Origin of the sequence: Streptosporangium sp. NBC_01639 (assembly GCF_045209755.1) — a bacterium.
Taxonomy (GTDB): Bacteria; Actinomycetota; Actinomycetes; order Streptosporangiales; family Streptosporangiaceae; genus Streptosporangium.
In genome coordinates, this window is record NZ_CP109272.1 from 2,601,588 (window position 1) to 2,615,419 (window position 13,832).

The 13,832-nt window shown below is 69.7% G+C and carries 14 protein-coding genes; 8 read left to right on the plus strand and 6 right to left on the minus strand.

The genetic code is table 11. The annotated features are described in order from the left end of the window. The first annotated feature begins 77 nt into the window (after positions 1-77). Positions 78-572 (plus strand): Lrp/AsnC family transcriptional regulator, encoded by a 495-nt coding sequence (locus OHA77_RS11655; RefSeq protein ID WP_326820608.1) that lies wholly within the window; start codon positions 78-80, stop codon positions 570-572. A gap of 55 nt (positions 573-627) precedes the next feature. Here OHA77_RS11655 and OHA77_RS11660 read toward each other — a convergent pair whose 3' ends face one another. Together OHA77_RS11660 and speB are read right to left on the minus strand one after the other, a co-directional pair. Further along, positions 628-2,160 carry a purine-cytosine permease family protein gene (locus tag OHA77_RS11660; protein ID WP_406318008.1) on the minus strand — a complete coding sequence of 511 codons (1,533 nt, stop codon included), beginning with the start codon at positions 2,158-2,160 and terminating at the stop codon, positions 628-630. Beyond that, entirely contained in the window at positions 2,157-3,119 is a 963-nt protein-coding gene (speB, locus tag OHA77_RS11665) for an agmatinase (protein ID WP_406318009.1), read from the minus strand. Before speB ends, OHA77_RS11660 begins: the two co-directional genes overlap by 4 nt. 111 nt (positions 3,120-3,230) lie before the next feature. Here speB and OHA77_RS11670 point away from each other — a divergent pair, with 111 nt between their 5' ends. Further along, the gene (locus OHA77_RS11670) at positions 3,231-4,685 is read left to right on the plus strand and encodes a PucR family transcriptional regulator (protein WP_406318011.1); all 1,455 of its coding nucleotides are present in this window, start codon (positions 3,231-3,233) and stop codon (positions 4,683-4,685) included. A 131-nt stretch (positions 4,686-4,816) separates the two neighbouring features. Here OHA77_RS11670 and OHA77_RS11675 read toward each other — a convergent pair whose 3' ends face one another. Next, on the minus strand, positions 4,817-5,353 hold the full coding sequence (locus tag OHA77_RS11675; RefSeq protein WP_406318013.1) for a DivIVA domain-containing protein: 537 nt from the start codon (positions 5,351-5,353) through the stop codon (positions 4,817-4,819). A gap of 102 nt (positions 5,354-5,455) precedes the next feature. Between OHA77_RS11675 and OHA77_RS11680 the strand changes: the two genes are divergently transcribed. Further along, a complete protein-coding gene (locus OHA77_RS11680; protein ID WP_406318014.1) occupies positions 5,456-6,151 on the plus strand; it encodes an ATP-binding cassette domain-containing protein in 696 nt (231 codons plus the stop codon). Between the two features lie 97 nt (positions 6,152-6,248). Beyond that, complete coding sequence (locus tag OHA77_RS11685) at positions 6,249-6,920, plus strand: hypothetical protein (protein ID WP_406318016.1); 672 nt, start codon at positions 6,249-6,251, stop codon at positions 6,918-6,920. A gap of 68 nt (positions 6,921-6,988) precedes the next feature. On the opposite strand, the gene OHA77_RS11690 is transcribed toward OHA77_RS11685, so the two are convergent. Further along, positions 6,989-8,263 carry an ATP-binding protein gene (locus tag OHA77_RS11690; protein WP_406318018.1) on the minus strand — a complete coding sequence of 425 codons (1,275 nt, stop codon included), beginning with the start codon at positions 8,261-8,263 and terminating at the stop codon, positions 6,989-6,991. 563 nt (positions 8,264-8,826) lie between these two features. Between OHA77_RS11690 and OHA77_RS11695 the strand changes: the two genes are divergently transcribed. The 4 genes from OHA77_RS11695 to OHA77_RS11710 all read left to right on the plus strand — a co-directional run bounded on the left by OHA77_RS11695 (position 8,827) and on the right by OHA77_RS11710 (position 11,774). Then, a complete protein-coding gene (locus OHA77_RS11695) occupies positions 8,827-9,894 on the plus strand; it encodes a hypothetical protein (protein WP_406318020.1) in 1,068 nt (355 codons plus the stop codon). Positions 9,895-10,083: 189 nt separating this feature from the next. Further along, positions 10,084-10,428 (plus strand): YbaB/EbfC family nucleoid-associated protein, encoded by a 345-nt coding sequence (locus OHA77_RS11700; RefSeq protein ID WP_406318022.1) that lies wholly within the window; start codon positions 10,084-10,086, stop codon positions 10,426-10,428. Between the two features lie 6 nt (positions 10,429-10,434). After that, complete coding sequence (locus tag OHA77_RS11705) at positions 10,435-10,731, plus strand: hypothetical protein (RefSeq protein WP_406318024.1); 297 nt, start codon at positions 10,435-10,437, stop codon at positions 10,729-10,731. Beyond that, a complete protein-coding gene (locus OHA77_RS11710) occupies positions 10,728-11,774 on the plus strand; it encodes a hypothetical protein (protein ID WP_406318025.1) in 1,047 nt (348 codons plus the stop codon). The genes OHA77_RS11705 and OHA77_RS11710 overlap by 4 nt, the downstream gene beginning before the upstream one ends. Positions 11,775-11,939: 165 nt before the next feature. Here the strand turns inward: OHA77_RS11710 and OHA77_RS11715 are convergent, their stop codons facing one another. After that, the gene (locus OHA77_RS11715) at positions 11,940-12,395 is read right to left on the minus strand and encodes an ACT domain-containing protein (RefSeq protein ID WP_406318027.1); all 456 of its coding nucleotides are present in this window, start codon (positions 12,393-12,395) and stop codon (positions 11,940-11,942) included. Positions 12,396-12,673: 278 nt separating this feature from the next. Beyond that, complete coding sequence (gene rlmN, locus OHA77_RS11720; protein WP_326820598.1) at positions 12,674-13,798, minus strand: 23S rRNA (adenine(2503)-C(2))-methyltransferase RlmN; 1,125 nt, start codon at positions 13,796-13,798, stop codon at positions 12,674-12,676. Positions 13,799-13,832: the final 34 nt, after the last annotated feature.

Genomic DNA, 13,832 nt, shown 5'->3' on the forward strand with positions numbered 1-13,832 from the left:
CGCAGAACTGACAGCATGTCGCATCAGAGCCGCAACCTGTCGGCAACAACCCCGCAATATGACGCCAGGGAGCGCGGATGACGACGCCGCCCAAGGTACGCCGCGAAAACGACGCCAGGCCAGGCCCCGTCGTCCTCGACGAGATCTCCAAGCAGATCATCGAACAGTTACAGGGCGACGGGCGCAAACCGTACGCCGCCATCGGAAAGGCCGTGGGCCTGTCCGAGGCCGCCGTCCGCCAGCGGGTCCAGCGCCTGCTCGACGCCGGGGTCATGCAGATCGTCGCCGTCACCGACCCGCTGATCCTGGGGTTCCCCCGCCAGGCCATGATCGGCATCAAGTGCGAGGGCGACCTGGAGATGGTGGCGGACGAACTGTCGGCCATCCAGGAGATCGACTACGTCGTCCTGACCGCCGGATCCCTGGACATCATGGTCGAGGTCGTCTGCGAGAGCGACCAGCACCTGCTGGAGATCCTCGGCAAGATCCGCGCCATCCCCACCGTGCGCGCCACGGAGACCTTCGTCTACCTCAAGCTCCACAAGCAGACCTACTCCTGGGGAACCCGCTGACCCGTGCCCGGTCCGGCGCCGTACGGCGGGCGCGACCGCAGGGGCCGGACCCGGATCACGCCCGCGCCTCCGCCACCGCGGCGCCGGGCCCCTCGACGGGCGCGACCTCGGCGTCGGACGCGCGGACCAGCCGGGGTCCGTCCGGACCGTAGACGCCGCGCGGCTCGGGGAAGGCCGCCAGCAGGACCAGGTAGAGCACCGCGGCGATCGCCAGGCCCAGGGGCAGGGAGATGTCGACGCCGCCGGCGAGGCCGCCCAGCGGGCCGACGAACTGGCCGGGGACGTTGACGGACAGGATGGCCACGACCGCGGCGAGGAGCCAGGCGCTCATGCCCCGCCAGTTCCAGCCGTGGGTGAACCAGTAACGGCCGCCCCGCTGGCGGCGGTTGAAGACCTGCAGGGCCTCGGGGTCGTACCAGCCCCGGCGGGTCACGTAACCGAGCATCATGATCACCATCCAGGGGGCGGTGCAGGTGATGATCAGGGTGGCGAAGGTGGAGATGCTCTGGGTCAGGTTGAGCGCGAACCGGCCGAGGAAGATGAAGCCGATCGACAGCACGCCGATGAACATCGTCGCCTGCACCCGGCTGAAGCGCGGGAAGACGCTGGAGAAGTCCAGTCCGGTGCCGTACAGCGCGGTGGTGCCGGTGGACATGCCGCCGATCAGGGCGATCAGGCAGACCGGCAGGAAATACCAGGTGGGCGAGACCGCCAGCAGCCCGCCGACGTAGTTGGGAGCCGCGGGGTCGACGTACTCGGCCGCCTTGGTCGCGATGATCGAGGCGGTGGCCAGGCCGAAGAAGAACGGCAGGAGGGTGGCCAGCTGGGCCAGGAAGGCCGCCCCCATCACCCGGGTGCGCGGGGTCGCGGCGGGGATGTAGCGGGACCAGTCGCCGAGGAAGGCGCCGAACGAGACCGGGTTGGAGAGCACGATCAGCGCGGCGCCGATGAACGACGGCCAGAACGCCGGGTCCGCCGTGGAGGCGAACACCCCGGGGTAGGAGGGGTCGAAGTCACCGGCGAAGGCGAAGACACCGAGCACGAACAGCACCGAGGCCGCCGCCACCGCGACCTTGTTCACGAGCAGCATGAAGCGGAAGCCGTACACGCAGACGGCCAGGACCAGCCCGGCGAACAGCGCGTAGGCCAGGCCGTAGGAGAAACCGGACTCCGGCAGCCCGGCCAGCCGGTGCGCACCGCCGATCAGGGCGTCACCGGAGGACCAGACCGAGATCGAGAAGAACGCGATCGCGGTGAGCAGGGAGAGGAACGAGCCGACGACGCGGCCGTGCACGCCCAGGTGGGCCGAGGAGGAGACGGCGTTGTTGGTGCCGTTCACCGGACCGAAGACGGCCAGCGGCGCGAGGATCAGCGCCCCGGTCACCAGGCCCAGCACCGTCGCCGCGAGCCCCTGCCAGAAGGAGAGGCCGAACAGGATGGGGAACGCGCCGAGCACACAGGTGGCGAAGGTGTTCGCCCCGCCGAAGGCCAGGCGGAACAGGTCGATCGGGCGGGCCGTGCGCTCGGCGTCCGGGATGCGCTCGACACCGTGCTGCTCGATCTCGGTGACGGAGGGGGGATGGCTCATGGGCTCTTCTCCGGGGCGGGGGTGGCCAGGGTCAGCAGGCTGACCAGGTCGTAGGCGACGTGGGAGGCGGCGACCGAGGTGATCTCGGCGTGGTCGTAGGCGGGGGCGACCTCGACCACGTCGGCCCCGACCAGGTTGGCCCCGGCCAGACCGCGCAGGATCTCCAGCAGCTCGCGGCTGGTCAGGCCGCCCGCCTCCGGGGTGCCGGTGCCGGGGGCGTGCGCGGGGTCGAGCACGTCGATGTCGACGGAGACGTACAGCGGGCGGGCGCCGATCCGCTGCCGGAGCGCGTCCACGACCTCGTCCACGCCCCGGCGCAGCACATCGGCCGAGGTCACGATGCCGAAGCCCATCCGCCGGTCGTCTTCGAGGTCCTTCTTGCCGTACAGCGGCCCGCGGGTGCCGACGTGGCCGACCGCCTCGGTGTCGAGGATGCCCTCCTCGACGGCCCGGCGGAACGGCGTGCCGTGGGTGTACTCGGCGCCGAAGTAGGTGTCCCAGGTGTCGAGGTGGGCGTCGAAGTGGAGCAGTGCCACCGGCCCGTGCCGCCGGGCCAGCGAGCGCAGCAGCGGCAGCGCGATCGTGTGGTCACCGCCGATCGTGACCAGCCGGGTCCCGTCGGCCTGGAGCTCGGTGGCGGCGTGCTCGATCGTCTCGACCGCCTCGCCGATATTGAACGGGTTGCAGGCGATGTCGCCGGCGTCGGCCACCTGCAGCGCGGCGAACGGCGAGACGTCCAGACCCGGGTGGTACGGCCGGAGCAGCCGGCTGGCCTCACGGACCGCGGAGGGGCCGAACCGGGCGCCGGGCCGGTAGGAGACCCCGCTGTCGAACGGCACCCCCACCACGGCCACGTCGCAGCGGCCGACCTCGTCCAGCCGCGGCAGCCGCGCGAAGGTCGCCGGGCCCGCGAAGCGCGGGACGCGGGAGGAGTCGACAGGGCCCCGGGGCTCGGTCATACGGCGCGGTCCTTTCAGGAAGTACCAGGTCAGCAGGGTGTTTTGGCAAGTCTGCGATGCTCTGCCCACGATGTGCAACTGGGTGAGCCACAGAGCAGTACGGTGTTTCTTGTGGCTGAACACAAACTCACCGTCGAGGATCTGACCAGGTTCCCCGCTCTCCAGCTACGCGTCATGGCCGGCGAGGCCGGACTGACCCGCTCGGTGTCCTGGGCGCATGTCAGCGAGCTCGACGACCCCACGCCCTGGCTGCTCGGCGCCGAGGTCATCATGACGACGGGCATGGCGATCCCCCGCTCGGCGGCGCGGCAACGGGCCTACCTCGAACGGCTCGACGACGCCGGGGTGTCCGCGCTGGCCCTCTCCGCCCAGCTCCACGTGCCGCCGCTGCACGAGACGTTCTTCGCGGCGGCCGAGGAGCGGGGCATGCCGGTGCTGGAGGTGCCGCTGGCGGTGCCGTTCATCGCGATCGCCCAGGAGGTGGCGGCGGCCGTACAGGAGGATCCCGGCCAGCGGCTCGGCGCACAGCTGCAGGTGTTCGGCGCGCTGCACTGGCTGGCCTCGGAGGACCTGGACACCCCCGCGCTGTTCCGCCGGCTGGAGCGCCTGTCCGGCTACCAGGTGTATCTCTGCACACCGCAGGGGCGCCCGCTGCTGCCCGGCGTCCCGGTGCCCGATCCCGGGGTCCTGCCGAGGTCGGCCGACGCGCCCCCGACGATCCCCGGCGGCTTCGCGCTGCCCGTGCCCGCGCCGGGCGGTCCCGCCGGATTCCTGGTGGCCTTCGAGCGGGAGGGCGCCCGACCGGCCGGGTTGGCGGTGGTGCAGCACATCGCCACCGTCGCCGCGCTCCGGGTCGCGATGGTCCGCCACGAACGCGAGACCCTGCGGCGGGAGGGCGCCGAGATCCTGGCCGAGCTGCTCCAGGACGTGCTCGACCCGGCCACGGCCCGGCGGCGGCTGATCCGGCTGGGGCTGCCGGCCGAGGATCTCGTCCTGCTGACGGTTCGCGGCGTGCCCGACGACGCGCTGCTCCGTGCCCTCGACGGGCGCCCCTGCCTTCTGCTCCGCCGGGGCGACGACCGCTACGTGCTCGGCTCGGCGGAGCTGGGTCCGGCGATCGCCGCGCTGCCCTCGGCCGCTGCCGGAATGAGCCGGCCGTTCCCGGCCGGGACGTCGCTCCGGGTCGCCCGGCGAGAATCGGTCTGGGCGGCCTCCCGAGCGGCCGAGTCAGGACAGCCGCTGATCCGCTACGGCGACGACACCATGGGGAGATGGCTGCCCGACGACCCGTCGGTGCTGGCCGCACTGGTGGAACACGTGCTCGGCGAGGTGCTCCGCTACGACGCCGCCCACGACTCCCAACTGCTGGCCTCGGTCCGCACCTGGATGGAGCGGGACAGACGCACCGAGGACGCGGCCGCGGCGCTGCACATCCATCCCAACACGCTGGCCTACCGGCTGCGCAGGTTCACCGCGCTGACCGGCCGCGACCTGTCGTCCACCGGCGCGTTCGCCGAGGTGTGGCTGGCGGTCCGGGCGGCCGGGCAGCTCGGTCTCACCGCCTGAGGCGCAGCCGCACGGCTCGGACGCCACCGGCCGAGACCGATGCCACGGCTCGGACGCCACCGATCGAAACCGACGCCATCGCTCGAACAGCGCCGGTCGAAACCGACGAGCGCGACGCCGCGGCTCGGACGTCATCGGCCGGAGCGCGTCTCCAGGACGCCGGCGAGGTCGGCGAGGAGCGTGTCCACCTCTTTGACCGCGTAGCCGGGCTTGAGGATCACCGTGGCGAACCTGGCCGCGCGCACGTCGCCGGGGGTGACGGGCTGGTCGGTGGTGCCGCGCAGGGTGGCGACGATCCGGTCCAGGAAGGTGTCCACCTGATCCTCGTCATAGCCCATGCCCAGCCGCCCGGCCCGGAAGGCGGCCCGTTCGATCCTGGCCGCGTGCTCCTCGTAACTCGGCTCCGCGCGGGAGGCCGTCGGCCCGCCGCCCTCGGCGGCCCGGCTCTCGACCGCGACGATGAACGCCTGCAGCGCGAAGTCCACGGCCACCTCGTGGTAACCGCCGAGTTTCGTCCGGAACCGCACGGCACGGATCTCGTCGGCGGTGATCGGCTCCCCGTCCGGGGCGCCCCTGCCGAGGGTGCCTTCGATCCGGCGGACCAACGCGTCGACCTGGTCGGGGTCATATCCGGCACGTACCGCCAGCACCCGCGGGAAACGATTCAACCCCGGACCCTTTCCTCCGTTTCGATGGTCTTCATTCTGATCCGACAGGACCGGTAAAGCGAGTGATCGCGGTAGTGTTGCGGATCTATGCGGCTCTCCGGTGTGTCCTTCAGATACGCGCGTCGCGGTCCCTGGGTCCTGCGGGACGTCGAGCTCACCCTCCGCGCGGGTTCCGTCATCGAGGTCACCGGCCGTAACGGCGCGGGCAAGTCCACCCTGCTCCGCCTGCTCGCCGGGATCATCCCGCCGTCCACAGGCTCGATCGCCGACCGGCCCCGGGTCGTCGGTTACGCCCCCGACGTCTTCCCGGTGGACCAGCCGTTCACCGTCACCGCCTACCTCACCCACCTGGCCCGGATCCGGGGCGTCTCCGCCGCCGGAGCACAGGAGCTGGCCGAGCGGCTGAACGCGACGCACCTGCTGGACCAGCCGCTCGGCGATCTGTCCAAGGGCAGCGCGCAGAAGACCGGGCTGATCCAGGCGCTGCTGGCCCCGCCCGACCTGCTGATCCTGGACGAGCCGTTCGCCGGGCTGGACGAGCAGACCCGCACCGAACTCCCCGTGATCATCGGCGAGATCGCCGCGAACGGCGGGACGGTCGTGGTCAGCGACCACCAGAACCAACTCCAGGACTTCCCCGGCGCCGACCACTGGCTGGTCGACGGCGGAGCGGTCACCGCCCGGTCCGGCGAACGGCCGAGGCAGGCGGTCATCGAGGTGCTCGTCGACGCCGCGGCGGCCGACGAGGTCGAACAGAAGCTCCGTGCAGACGGCCACACCACCAGGCGGATCTCGTGAGGGCCGGCGAGCTTCCACCCGGTGACGGCCGTCCCACGGCCGCGGGAGCCCCTTCCGCACGACACGGCGGCACCCGCCGCACGCCCGGGAGACATGAATGATCCCCCTCGTCCGTTTCAAGCTGGCCGCCTACGCCCGGTCGCACCGGCTGTTCCAGCCGATGATCGGGCTGTTCGCGATGCTGGCCGTCTTCTACTCGACGACGGTCCCGGCGGGCAAGGAGCTGTCCTCCTACGCCGACTCCGCCGGGCTGCTCATCCTCGTCTTCGCCTGGGCCGCCCGGGGGCTGCTCGACACCGAGCCGGCGACGCAGCGGCTGATCTCGATGACGGCGGCCGGCCGGCCCGGCCGGGAGGTGGGCGCCGGGCTGCTCGCCGCGCTCGCCGTCAACTTCGGGATGGCGGCGGTCGCGGTCGTGCTGCCGCTGGGCATCGGCTTCGCCGCCCTGCCGGCCCCGGGCGACCTGGCCCAGGGCATCGTGCTGCACCTGGTCGGTCTGAGCGTCGGGACGGCGTTGGGCGCGCTGACCAGCAGGCCGATCCTGCCCTCCCCCGCCGTCTCGATGCTGGTCCTGTTCGGCGGCTATCTGGCCCTACTGCTGATCAGCATCAGCCCCGCAGGCCGTTTCACAGTGCCGATCATGCCCTGGATGCGCGCCGCCAACGCCGGCACGCTCGGCGGTGCCCTGCCCGCGCTCTCCGCCGCGGCACTCTTCTGGACCGTGGCGGGCCTGGCCGCCTACCTACGGCTCCGCCGTACTCGCCCCTGAACGGCCGGCCGTACCTCCGCCCCGGACTGCGGGGGGTTCCACCGGACGGCCGCAGCACCGCAACACCTCTAACGAGGCGCGGCCACCTCCCAGAGAGCGCTCACCGGCATCGCGCGCATCCGCTCCCCGAACGGGAGCGTCTGCGTCCCGGTGTAAAGGACCACCCCCACCGCGAAGTCGTCACCGAGACGGTCGGCGAGATGCCGTAGTCCCCGGAAATCATCCGGTCGTACCGTCGACGATGCCTTCACTTCGATGCCGACCACCCGCCCCTGGCGATTCTCCAGAACGACGTCGACCTCCACCTTGTCCTTGGTGCGGTAGTGGAACAGTTCCACGCGCTCGTCGGACCAGGTGAGCTGGCGGGCCAGCTCCATGAGGACGAAGCCCTCCAGGAGCGGGCCGAAGGCGCCGTCGGGACGGAGCAGACTCCTGGAGTCCGCGCCCAGGAGGTTCGCCGCGATTCCCGAATCGACGAAGGCGACCTTGGGCGTTCCGACCGCGCGGCTACTGAGGTTACGTGACCAGGCGGGGATCCGCTTGATCAGGAACACCTCTTCCAGCAGGCTCAGGTAACGATGCACCGTGCTCGCGGAAAGCCCGATCTCGTTACCCAGAGACGCGGCGACCAGCAACTGGCCCGACCGAGCTGCCAGCAGCCGGATCAGAGCCCGCATCTCCGCTGTCCGTTCGATCTCCGCCAATTGGCTCACATCACGTGCGATGAGATCCGCGACATACGAGTCAAGAAATCGCTCCCTCCTGCGGACGTTGGTCCGTGCGACCGCCTCGGGAAATCCACCTCGGACGATCCGCTCCGCGTACTCGACGCGGCTGACCGCCGACGTGTGGTGGAGGTTCTCGCCTTCGGCGAAGATCGCGTCCATGAACCCGTCGGCCGCGCCGTCGATCTCGCCCTGCGAGAACGGCCACAGCTCGATGGTCTCCATCCGGCCAGGCAGCGCGTCGGGAAGGACCCGGAGCCCGAGTATCCGGGCCGAACCGGTCAGCAGGTAGCGACCCGGTCTGGGATCGGAATCCACCTGCTCCTTGATGGCGAGCAGCAGGTCGGGGGCGCGCTGGATCTCGTCGATCACCATGAGTTCGGGGAACGCCACGAAGCCGGCAGGATCCGCGATCGCGGCCTGACGGGCTGCCGGAGTGTCGAGATTACGCCACTCCCCCGCACGCCCCTTGGCGAGGAGCCGGACCAGGGTGCTCTTGCCACACTGGCGGGCCCCCGTGACGAGAGTCACGCGGGTGTCGGACAGCGCCTCTTCCACAGCTTTTTCGGCGCGCCGTGGCAGAACCTTGCCGAGAGGAGTCTGTGCACTGCTGACCATTGGTTCAGGATGGCACAGTCGGTGGTCGGCTGACAGAATGGTCGCCGGGTTGCTGACAGATCAGTCGCTGGGTTGCTGACGTTTTAGTCGCGTGATGGAACCTCGGCGGAGCGGGCCCGTTCCCGACCGGCTGGATGACCGTACGCACAATCGTGGTCGTGGTCTCCAGCCGGAAGAACCCAAGCTGCTGCCAACGCGTCGACGGAGACGGGCAGTCCGGGAACGGCGCGGGGCAGAGAGCCACCGGTGGCTGCGAAGGTGGCCTCGCGCCTCCGGGCGAAGACACTCCCGAGCGCGGGGAGGAGCGGCCCGCCGCAGGCCGGCCGGGTCCGATGCCCCACCGACCGGCGCCGGCGTGCTCCGGACCTTGCATGATCGATATGTCGCCGCGCCAATGGCCAGTAGTGGGATATGGCGGTTTAATACCTTTGATTATGATCTGCCAGAAGTGGCGCTTGAGGCTGGAGTGATGACGTGCCTGCGGCACCTGAGAATGATGAGCTCACCGGCACCGGAGAGGCCGCCGGGGGCATGGTTGGCGCCGTCGTGGGTGAGGGCCGACCATGACGGCTGGGCTTGATTCATTCGGTTTCGGAGTGCTGGGCGTTCCGAGGCCGCCGGACACCAACGAGCTTGAGCGGCAGGCCGGTGTGCTGGAGGCGGCGGTGAGCTCGCGGAGATCGCTCGATGACGACGGCGCTCGCGCGCACCGGCTCGGCGCGGGGAACGCCGGCATCGCCAATGACGCGCTGGACGAGCACGTGGCGGGAAAAGCCGGCCTGTTGTCGCGGAGCACCGATCACACGCAGCATGCCTCGGTGGCGGCGAGCGTTTCACAGGTTGCGACGACCGTGGTCAAGTGGGCCGGGGGGCTGATCGCCGGGCTGGCCGGGCTGGCCGGGCTCGCCGCTTTCACTCCGCAGGGACGGGTGATGCTGCTGCGGTTGCGGCCATTCGCCCATCGAGTACAGGGCTGGATCCGGGCCGCCATGCAGTCCGTCGGCCGGCTCTTCACCCGCCTGGCAGACCTGGTACGCGGTACGACGGCCAAGGGCCGGGTCGGCAGGGAGTTGGAGGCGAAACGGCGGCAGATGTCGGCACAGTGGCGACGCGCCGCGCCGACACGCGCCGCAACCGTGCGCGCCAGGATCTCAACGGGCCAGGCCACTCAAAAGCTAAATCGGGCCGAGGAACAGTTGCGCCGCATCGAATCGTCTCTGCTCGACGCCAGGAACGCCGTCCACGCCAGGGTCGACGCCGCATACGCCCGCGGGGAGATCGACGCTGCCGCTCGGGCACGGCTCAAGGCAGGCCATGAAGGTTGGGCCAACCACCCCTGGCTGGATGACCTGACCAGGAGTCACCTTTCCCAGCAGGCGACGCGGTTGGAACAGCTCGAAGCACGGCTTGGCGGCAGGCACACGACGGGGCATCTGAACGACGCACAACGCCATGTGAACGAGGGGCTCGACCTCGCCAAGACGAACGGGGCGAACACGTCCGACCTCTATAAACTGCAGAGTGAGGTGTCTGAACTCGCCTCGCGCCGTTACGAACTGGCCGACCAGGCGTGGACCACCCGTATGAACATCAACGGTCCCTTCAAGATCCAGGACGTGTATCCAGTCTGACCACCATCCGTCGGGAAATGCTCGCCGTCGCCCTGGCCGGTCGCCGCGCCACCCTCCGCGATGGCCGGCTTATCACTGAACCTCACATGATCAATATGTCGCCGCACCAATGGCCAGCGGCGATATATGGCGGTTTAATACCTTTGATTCTGGTGCATCGAAAATGGCGTGTGAGGCTGGAGTGATGATATGACCGCGACACCTGAGGGTGGCGAACTCACCGGCACCGGAGAGGCCGCCGGAGGCATGATCGGCGCCGCCGTGGGTGCGGACGGCCTGCTGGCTACGCTGCGGCTGGACGCGCGGGCGATGCGTTTCGGATCCATGGACCTGGCGGACCACATCGTCTCCGCCGTACGGGCGGCACAGCAGGATCGGCTGGAGCGGATGGACGAGGCCGCGTCCGCCGAGGAGGGTGTCCTTCCGGAGGAGTTCATGCGCCGCCTGGACGACATGGAGGCTCAGGCCTCCCACGATTTCGCCCGATTGACGTCGAGCCTCGATGAGACGCTCCGCCGCCTGGAAGAAAGGTGAGATGTCATGACAAATGATGAGATCACATGGGATGTGGATGGGCGGCAGGCATCCGGCCAGAGATTCCGTACGCTGACAGATGAGCAGCAGCAATCCCACCAGGGCCTCCGAGCGCAGATGGGTGGCGGAAGCCCGTTGCCCTATCCGGAGTTCGCCGGCCCCTATCAGGAGTTCATCGGCGCGCTGTTCGGTGGCTCTGAGGAATTGACCGCTCAGTGGGGCAGGACCGGAGACGGCCAAGCCCTGATGGCGGCCCGGAACGCGCAGGCCGAGGCGGCGAACGGCGGTGAGGGCCGACCATGACGGCTGCGCTTGATTCGACCGGTTTCGGGGTGCTGGGCGTTCCGAGGCCGCCGGACACCAACGAGCTTGAGCGGCAGACCGGTGTGCTGGAGGCGGCGGTGAGCTCGCGGAGATCGCTCGGTGACGATGGGGCTCGCGCGCACCGGCTCGGCGCGGGGAACGCCGGCATCGCCAATGACGCGCTGGACGAGCACGTGGCGGGAAAAGCCGGCCTGTTGTCGCGGAGCACCGATCACACGCAGCATGCCTCGGTGGCGGCGAGCGTTTCACAGGTTGCGACGACCGTGGTCAAGTGGGCCGGGGGGCTGATCGCCGGGCTGGCCGGGCTGGCCGGGCTCGCCGCTTTCACTCCGCAGGGACGGGTGATGCTGCTGCGGTTGCGGCCATTCGCCCATCGAGTACAGGGCTGGATCCGGGCCGCCATGCAGTCCGTCGGCCGGCTCTTCACCCGCCTGGCAGACCTGGTACGCGGAACGACGGCCAAGCAGCGGGTCGGCCAGCGGTTGACAGCGGAACAGCAGCAGATACAACGCGTCGGGGCAGTGAAGCACGCCGAGTTCATACAGACCAAGGCCATGCGCGCCAGGATCTCAACGGGCCGGGCCACCGAGGGCATGGGTCGGGCCGAGGAACGGCTGCGCAGTGCCGAATCGGCTGTGAGCAAGGCCAGGCAGACCGCCTTCGCCAGGATCGGCCCCGCATTCGCCCGCGGGAAGATAGATTCCTTCGAACTACAACTTCTCAGGGAAAGAGGCTTGGCCAACCACCCTTGGCTGAATGAGCTGGAAAGGTTGCACCTCTCCCGACAGGCGACGCAGTTGGAGCAGGTCGAAGCGCAGTTCGGCAGGCACACGGCCGCGCATCTGGACGACGCGCAACGCCATGTGAACGAGGGGCTCCAACTCGCCAGAACGCACAGAATAGATGCACCCGACCTCCACAGGCTGCGGAACGAGCTGGCAGAACTCGCCGCTCGCCGTTCCGAACTGACCGACCGGGCGAGAGCCACCCGTATGGACATCAATGGCCCCCTCGAGATCTAGCGCGTGTACCGGGTCTGACGGCCATCCGTCGGGAAACGCTCGTCGCCGCTCTAGTCGGTCGCCGTTGATCTCGCACCCCCGGGTGCCGCGGACGGTCACCGGAACCCCGTGTGACTCCGGAGCAGCATTGGCTGCAGTTCTTCCGCGGTCAATGCTGCGAACCCGTCATGCTCGCCATAGTCTGATGGAGGAGTGAGGAAGGTGGTGTCGACGGGCGCTCAACTCGCCGAGATCGTGACCGGTACCCTCGCTGATCTGGTGTTGTGACCAGAAAGGTTCATCGGCCTCGCCGTCCCCGCTTTCCACGTGGTGTCCCGCTTCCTCCAGGGCGATGACGGCCTGCTGCTCTGTCTGCTGGGGAACCAGAACCAGGTCGGCGTGGAAGGTGGAGGCGACGAACACCGGTATCGCCGCCTCTGCCAGCGGTGTGACGATCGCCGCCAGCATTCCGGGGACGTCCAGGTCATGGGCGGTGGCACCACTGTAGAAACCGATCCACCGTTCCCCTGACTCCAGAGGCCGGACCGCGCGGACAACGGTCAGCCCTTCCGGCCCGCGGACAAGCACGACCCAGTCGTCTCCGGGTGACGCCGTATGCGGCAGTTGCTCGACGGCGAACACTGGGGAAACGATGCGCAGGTGCTGAGTCGTAGGCGAGTTCATGGACGCGTGTCTAGCAGAGATCCTGCGACCTTCGCTCGTCCGGCTGGCGGCAACCGATGAACGTTTCCGGTCACAGCACCAGCCGCCACTGCTGAGGTGTCCTCAACAGTGGCCGCGCTCACGGTGGCGATCTGCGAGAACGTAGCACGATGCGACCAGATCGTGTGCGGGCGCAACCGACCCACCCGTCGTGGTCTCCCTGCCGGGCGGGCGGTCCGCGCGCCCGGCGGGAGGAGTCACTCGGCGGCGGCGAGCTGGCCGCAGGCACCGTCGATCTCGCGTCCCCGGGTGTCGCGGACGGTCACCGGGACGCCGTGGTGCTCCAGACGGCGGACGAAGGCCCGCTCGTCCTCGGGGCGGGAGGCCGTCCACTTCGAACCCGGAGTCGGGTTGAGCGGGATCAGGTTGACGTGCACCAGCTTGTTCTTGATGAGCCTGCCGAGCAGGTCGGCCCGCCATTCCTGGTCGTTGATGTCCTTGATCAGCGCGTACTCGATGGAGACGCGGCGCTTGGTGACGGCGGCGTAGTTCCAGGCGGCGTCGAGGACCTCGGCGACCTTCCACCGGGTGTTGATCGGCACCAGGGTGTCGCGGAGCTCGTCGTCGGGCGCGTGCAGGGAGAGGGCCAACGTAACCGGCAGGCCCTCGGCGGCGAGCTTGCCGATCGCGGGGACCAGGCCGACGGTGGAGACCGTGATGCCCCGCGCGGAGATGCCCAGGCCGTCGGGGGCCGGCTCGACCATCCGGCGCACGGCGCCGATCACGGCCTTGTAGTTGGCCATCGGCTCGCCCATGCCCATGAAGACCACGTTGCTGACCCGGCCGGGGCCGCCGGGGACCTCGCCGGCGGCCAGGGCCCGCGCACCGGCGACGACCTGCTCGACGATCTCGGCGGTGGTCATGTTGCGGGTCAGGCCGGCCTGGCCGGTGGCGCAGAACGGGCAGTTCATGCCGCAGCCCGCCTGGGAGGACACGCACATGGTGGTGCGGTCGGTGTAGCGCATGAGGACCGACTCGACCAGCGCGCCGTCGAACAGCCGCCACAGTGTCTTGCGGGTGGTGCCGGCGTCGGTCGTCATCTCCCGGACCGAGGTCAGCAACTTGGGGAAGAGCGCGGAGGCGAACTTCTCCCTGGCCGCGGCCGGCAGATCCGTCATGAGTTCGGGGTCGCCGTTGAGCTTCTCGAAGTAGTGCCGGGACAGCTGGTCGGCGCGGAAGGGCTTCTCCCCCAGTTCGGCGACCACCGACCGGCGCTCGGCCATGGTCAGGTCGGCCAGGTGGCGCGCGGGCTTCGCCCTGCGGGGGGCCACGAAGGTGAGCTGGCCGGGCTCGGGGGTCCCGGGCGGGCTGACAGTCGACAAGTCCAACGCCTTCTCTCGACGGTTACTCGAAGCG

Coding starts and splice junctions, on each gene's coding strand:
- OHA77_RS11690 (WP_406318018.1), bottom strand. CDS start 8,263: ATGGTCAGCAGTGCACAGACTCCTCTCGGCAAGGTTCTGCCACGGCGC.
- speB (WP_406318009.1), bottom strand. CDS start 3,119: ATGACCGAGCCCCGGGGCCCTGTCGACTCCTCCCGCGTCCCGCGCTTC.
- OHA77_RS11655 (WP_326820608.1), top strand. CDS start 78: ATGACGACGCCGCCCAAGGTACGCCGCGAAAACGACGCCAGGCCAGGC.
- OHA77_RS11660 (WP_406318008.1), bottom strand. CDS start 2,160: ATGAGCCATCCCCCCTCCGTCACCGAGATCGAGCAGCACGGTGTCGAG.
- OHA77_RS11695 (WP_406318020.1), top strand. CDS start 8,827: ATGACGGCTGGGCTTGATTCATTCGGTTTCGGAGTGCTGGGCGTTCCG.
- OHA77_RS11685 (WP_406318016.1), top strand. CDS start 6,249: ATGATCCCCCTCGTCCGTTTCAAGCTGGCCGCCTACGCCCGGTCGCAC.
- OHA77_RS11700 (WP_406318022.1), top strand. CDS start 10,084: ATGACCGCGACACCTGAGGGTGGCGAACTCACCGGCACCGGAGAGGCC.
- OHA77_RS11705 (WP_406318024.1), top strand. CDS start 10,435: ATGACAAATGATGAGATCACATGGGATGTGGATGGGCGGCAGGCATCC.
- OHA77_RS11710 (WP_406318025.1), top strand. CDS start 10,728: ATGACGGCTGCGCTTGATTCGACCGGTTTCGGGGTGCTGGGCGTTCCG.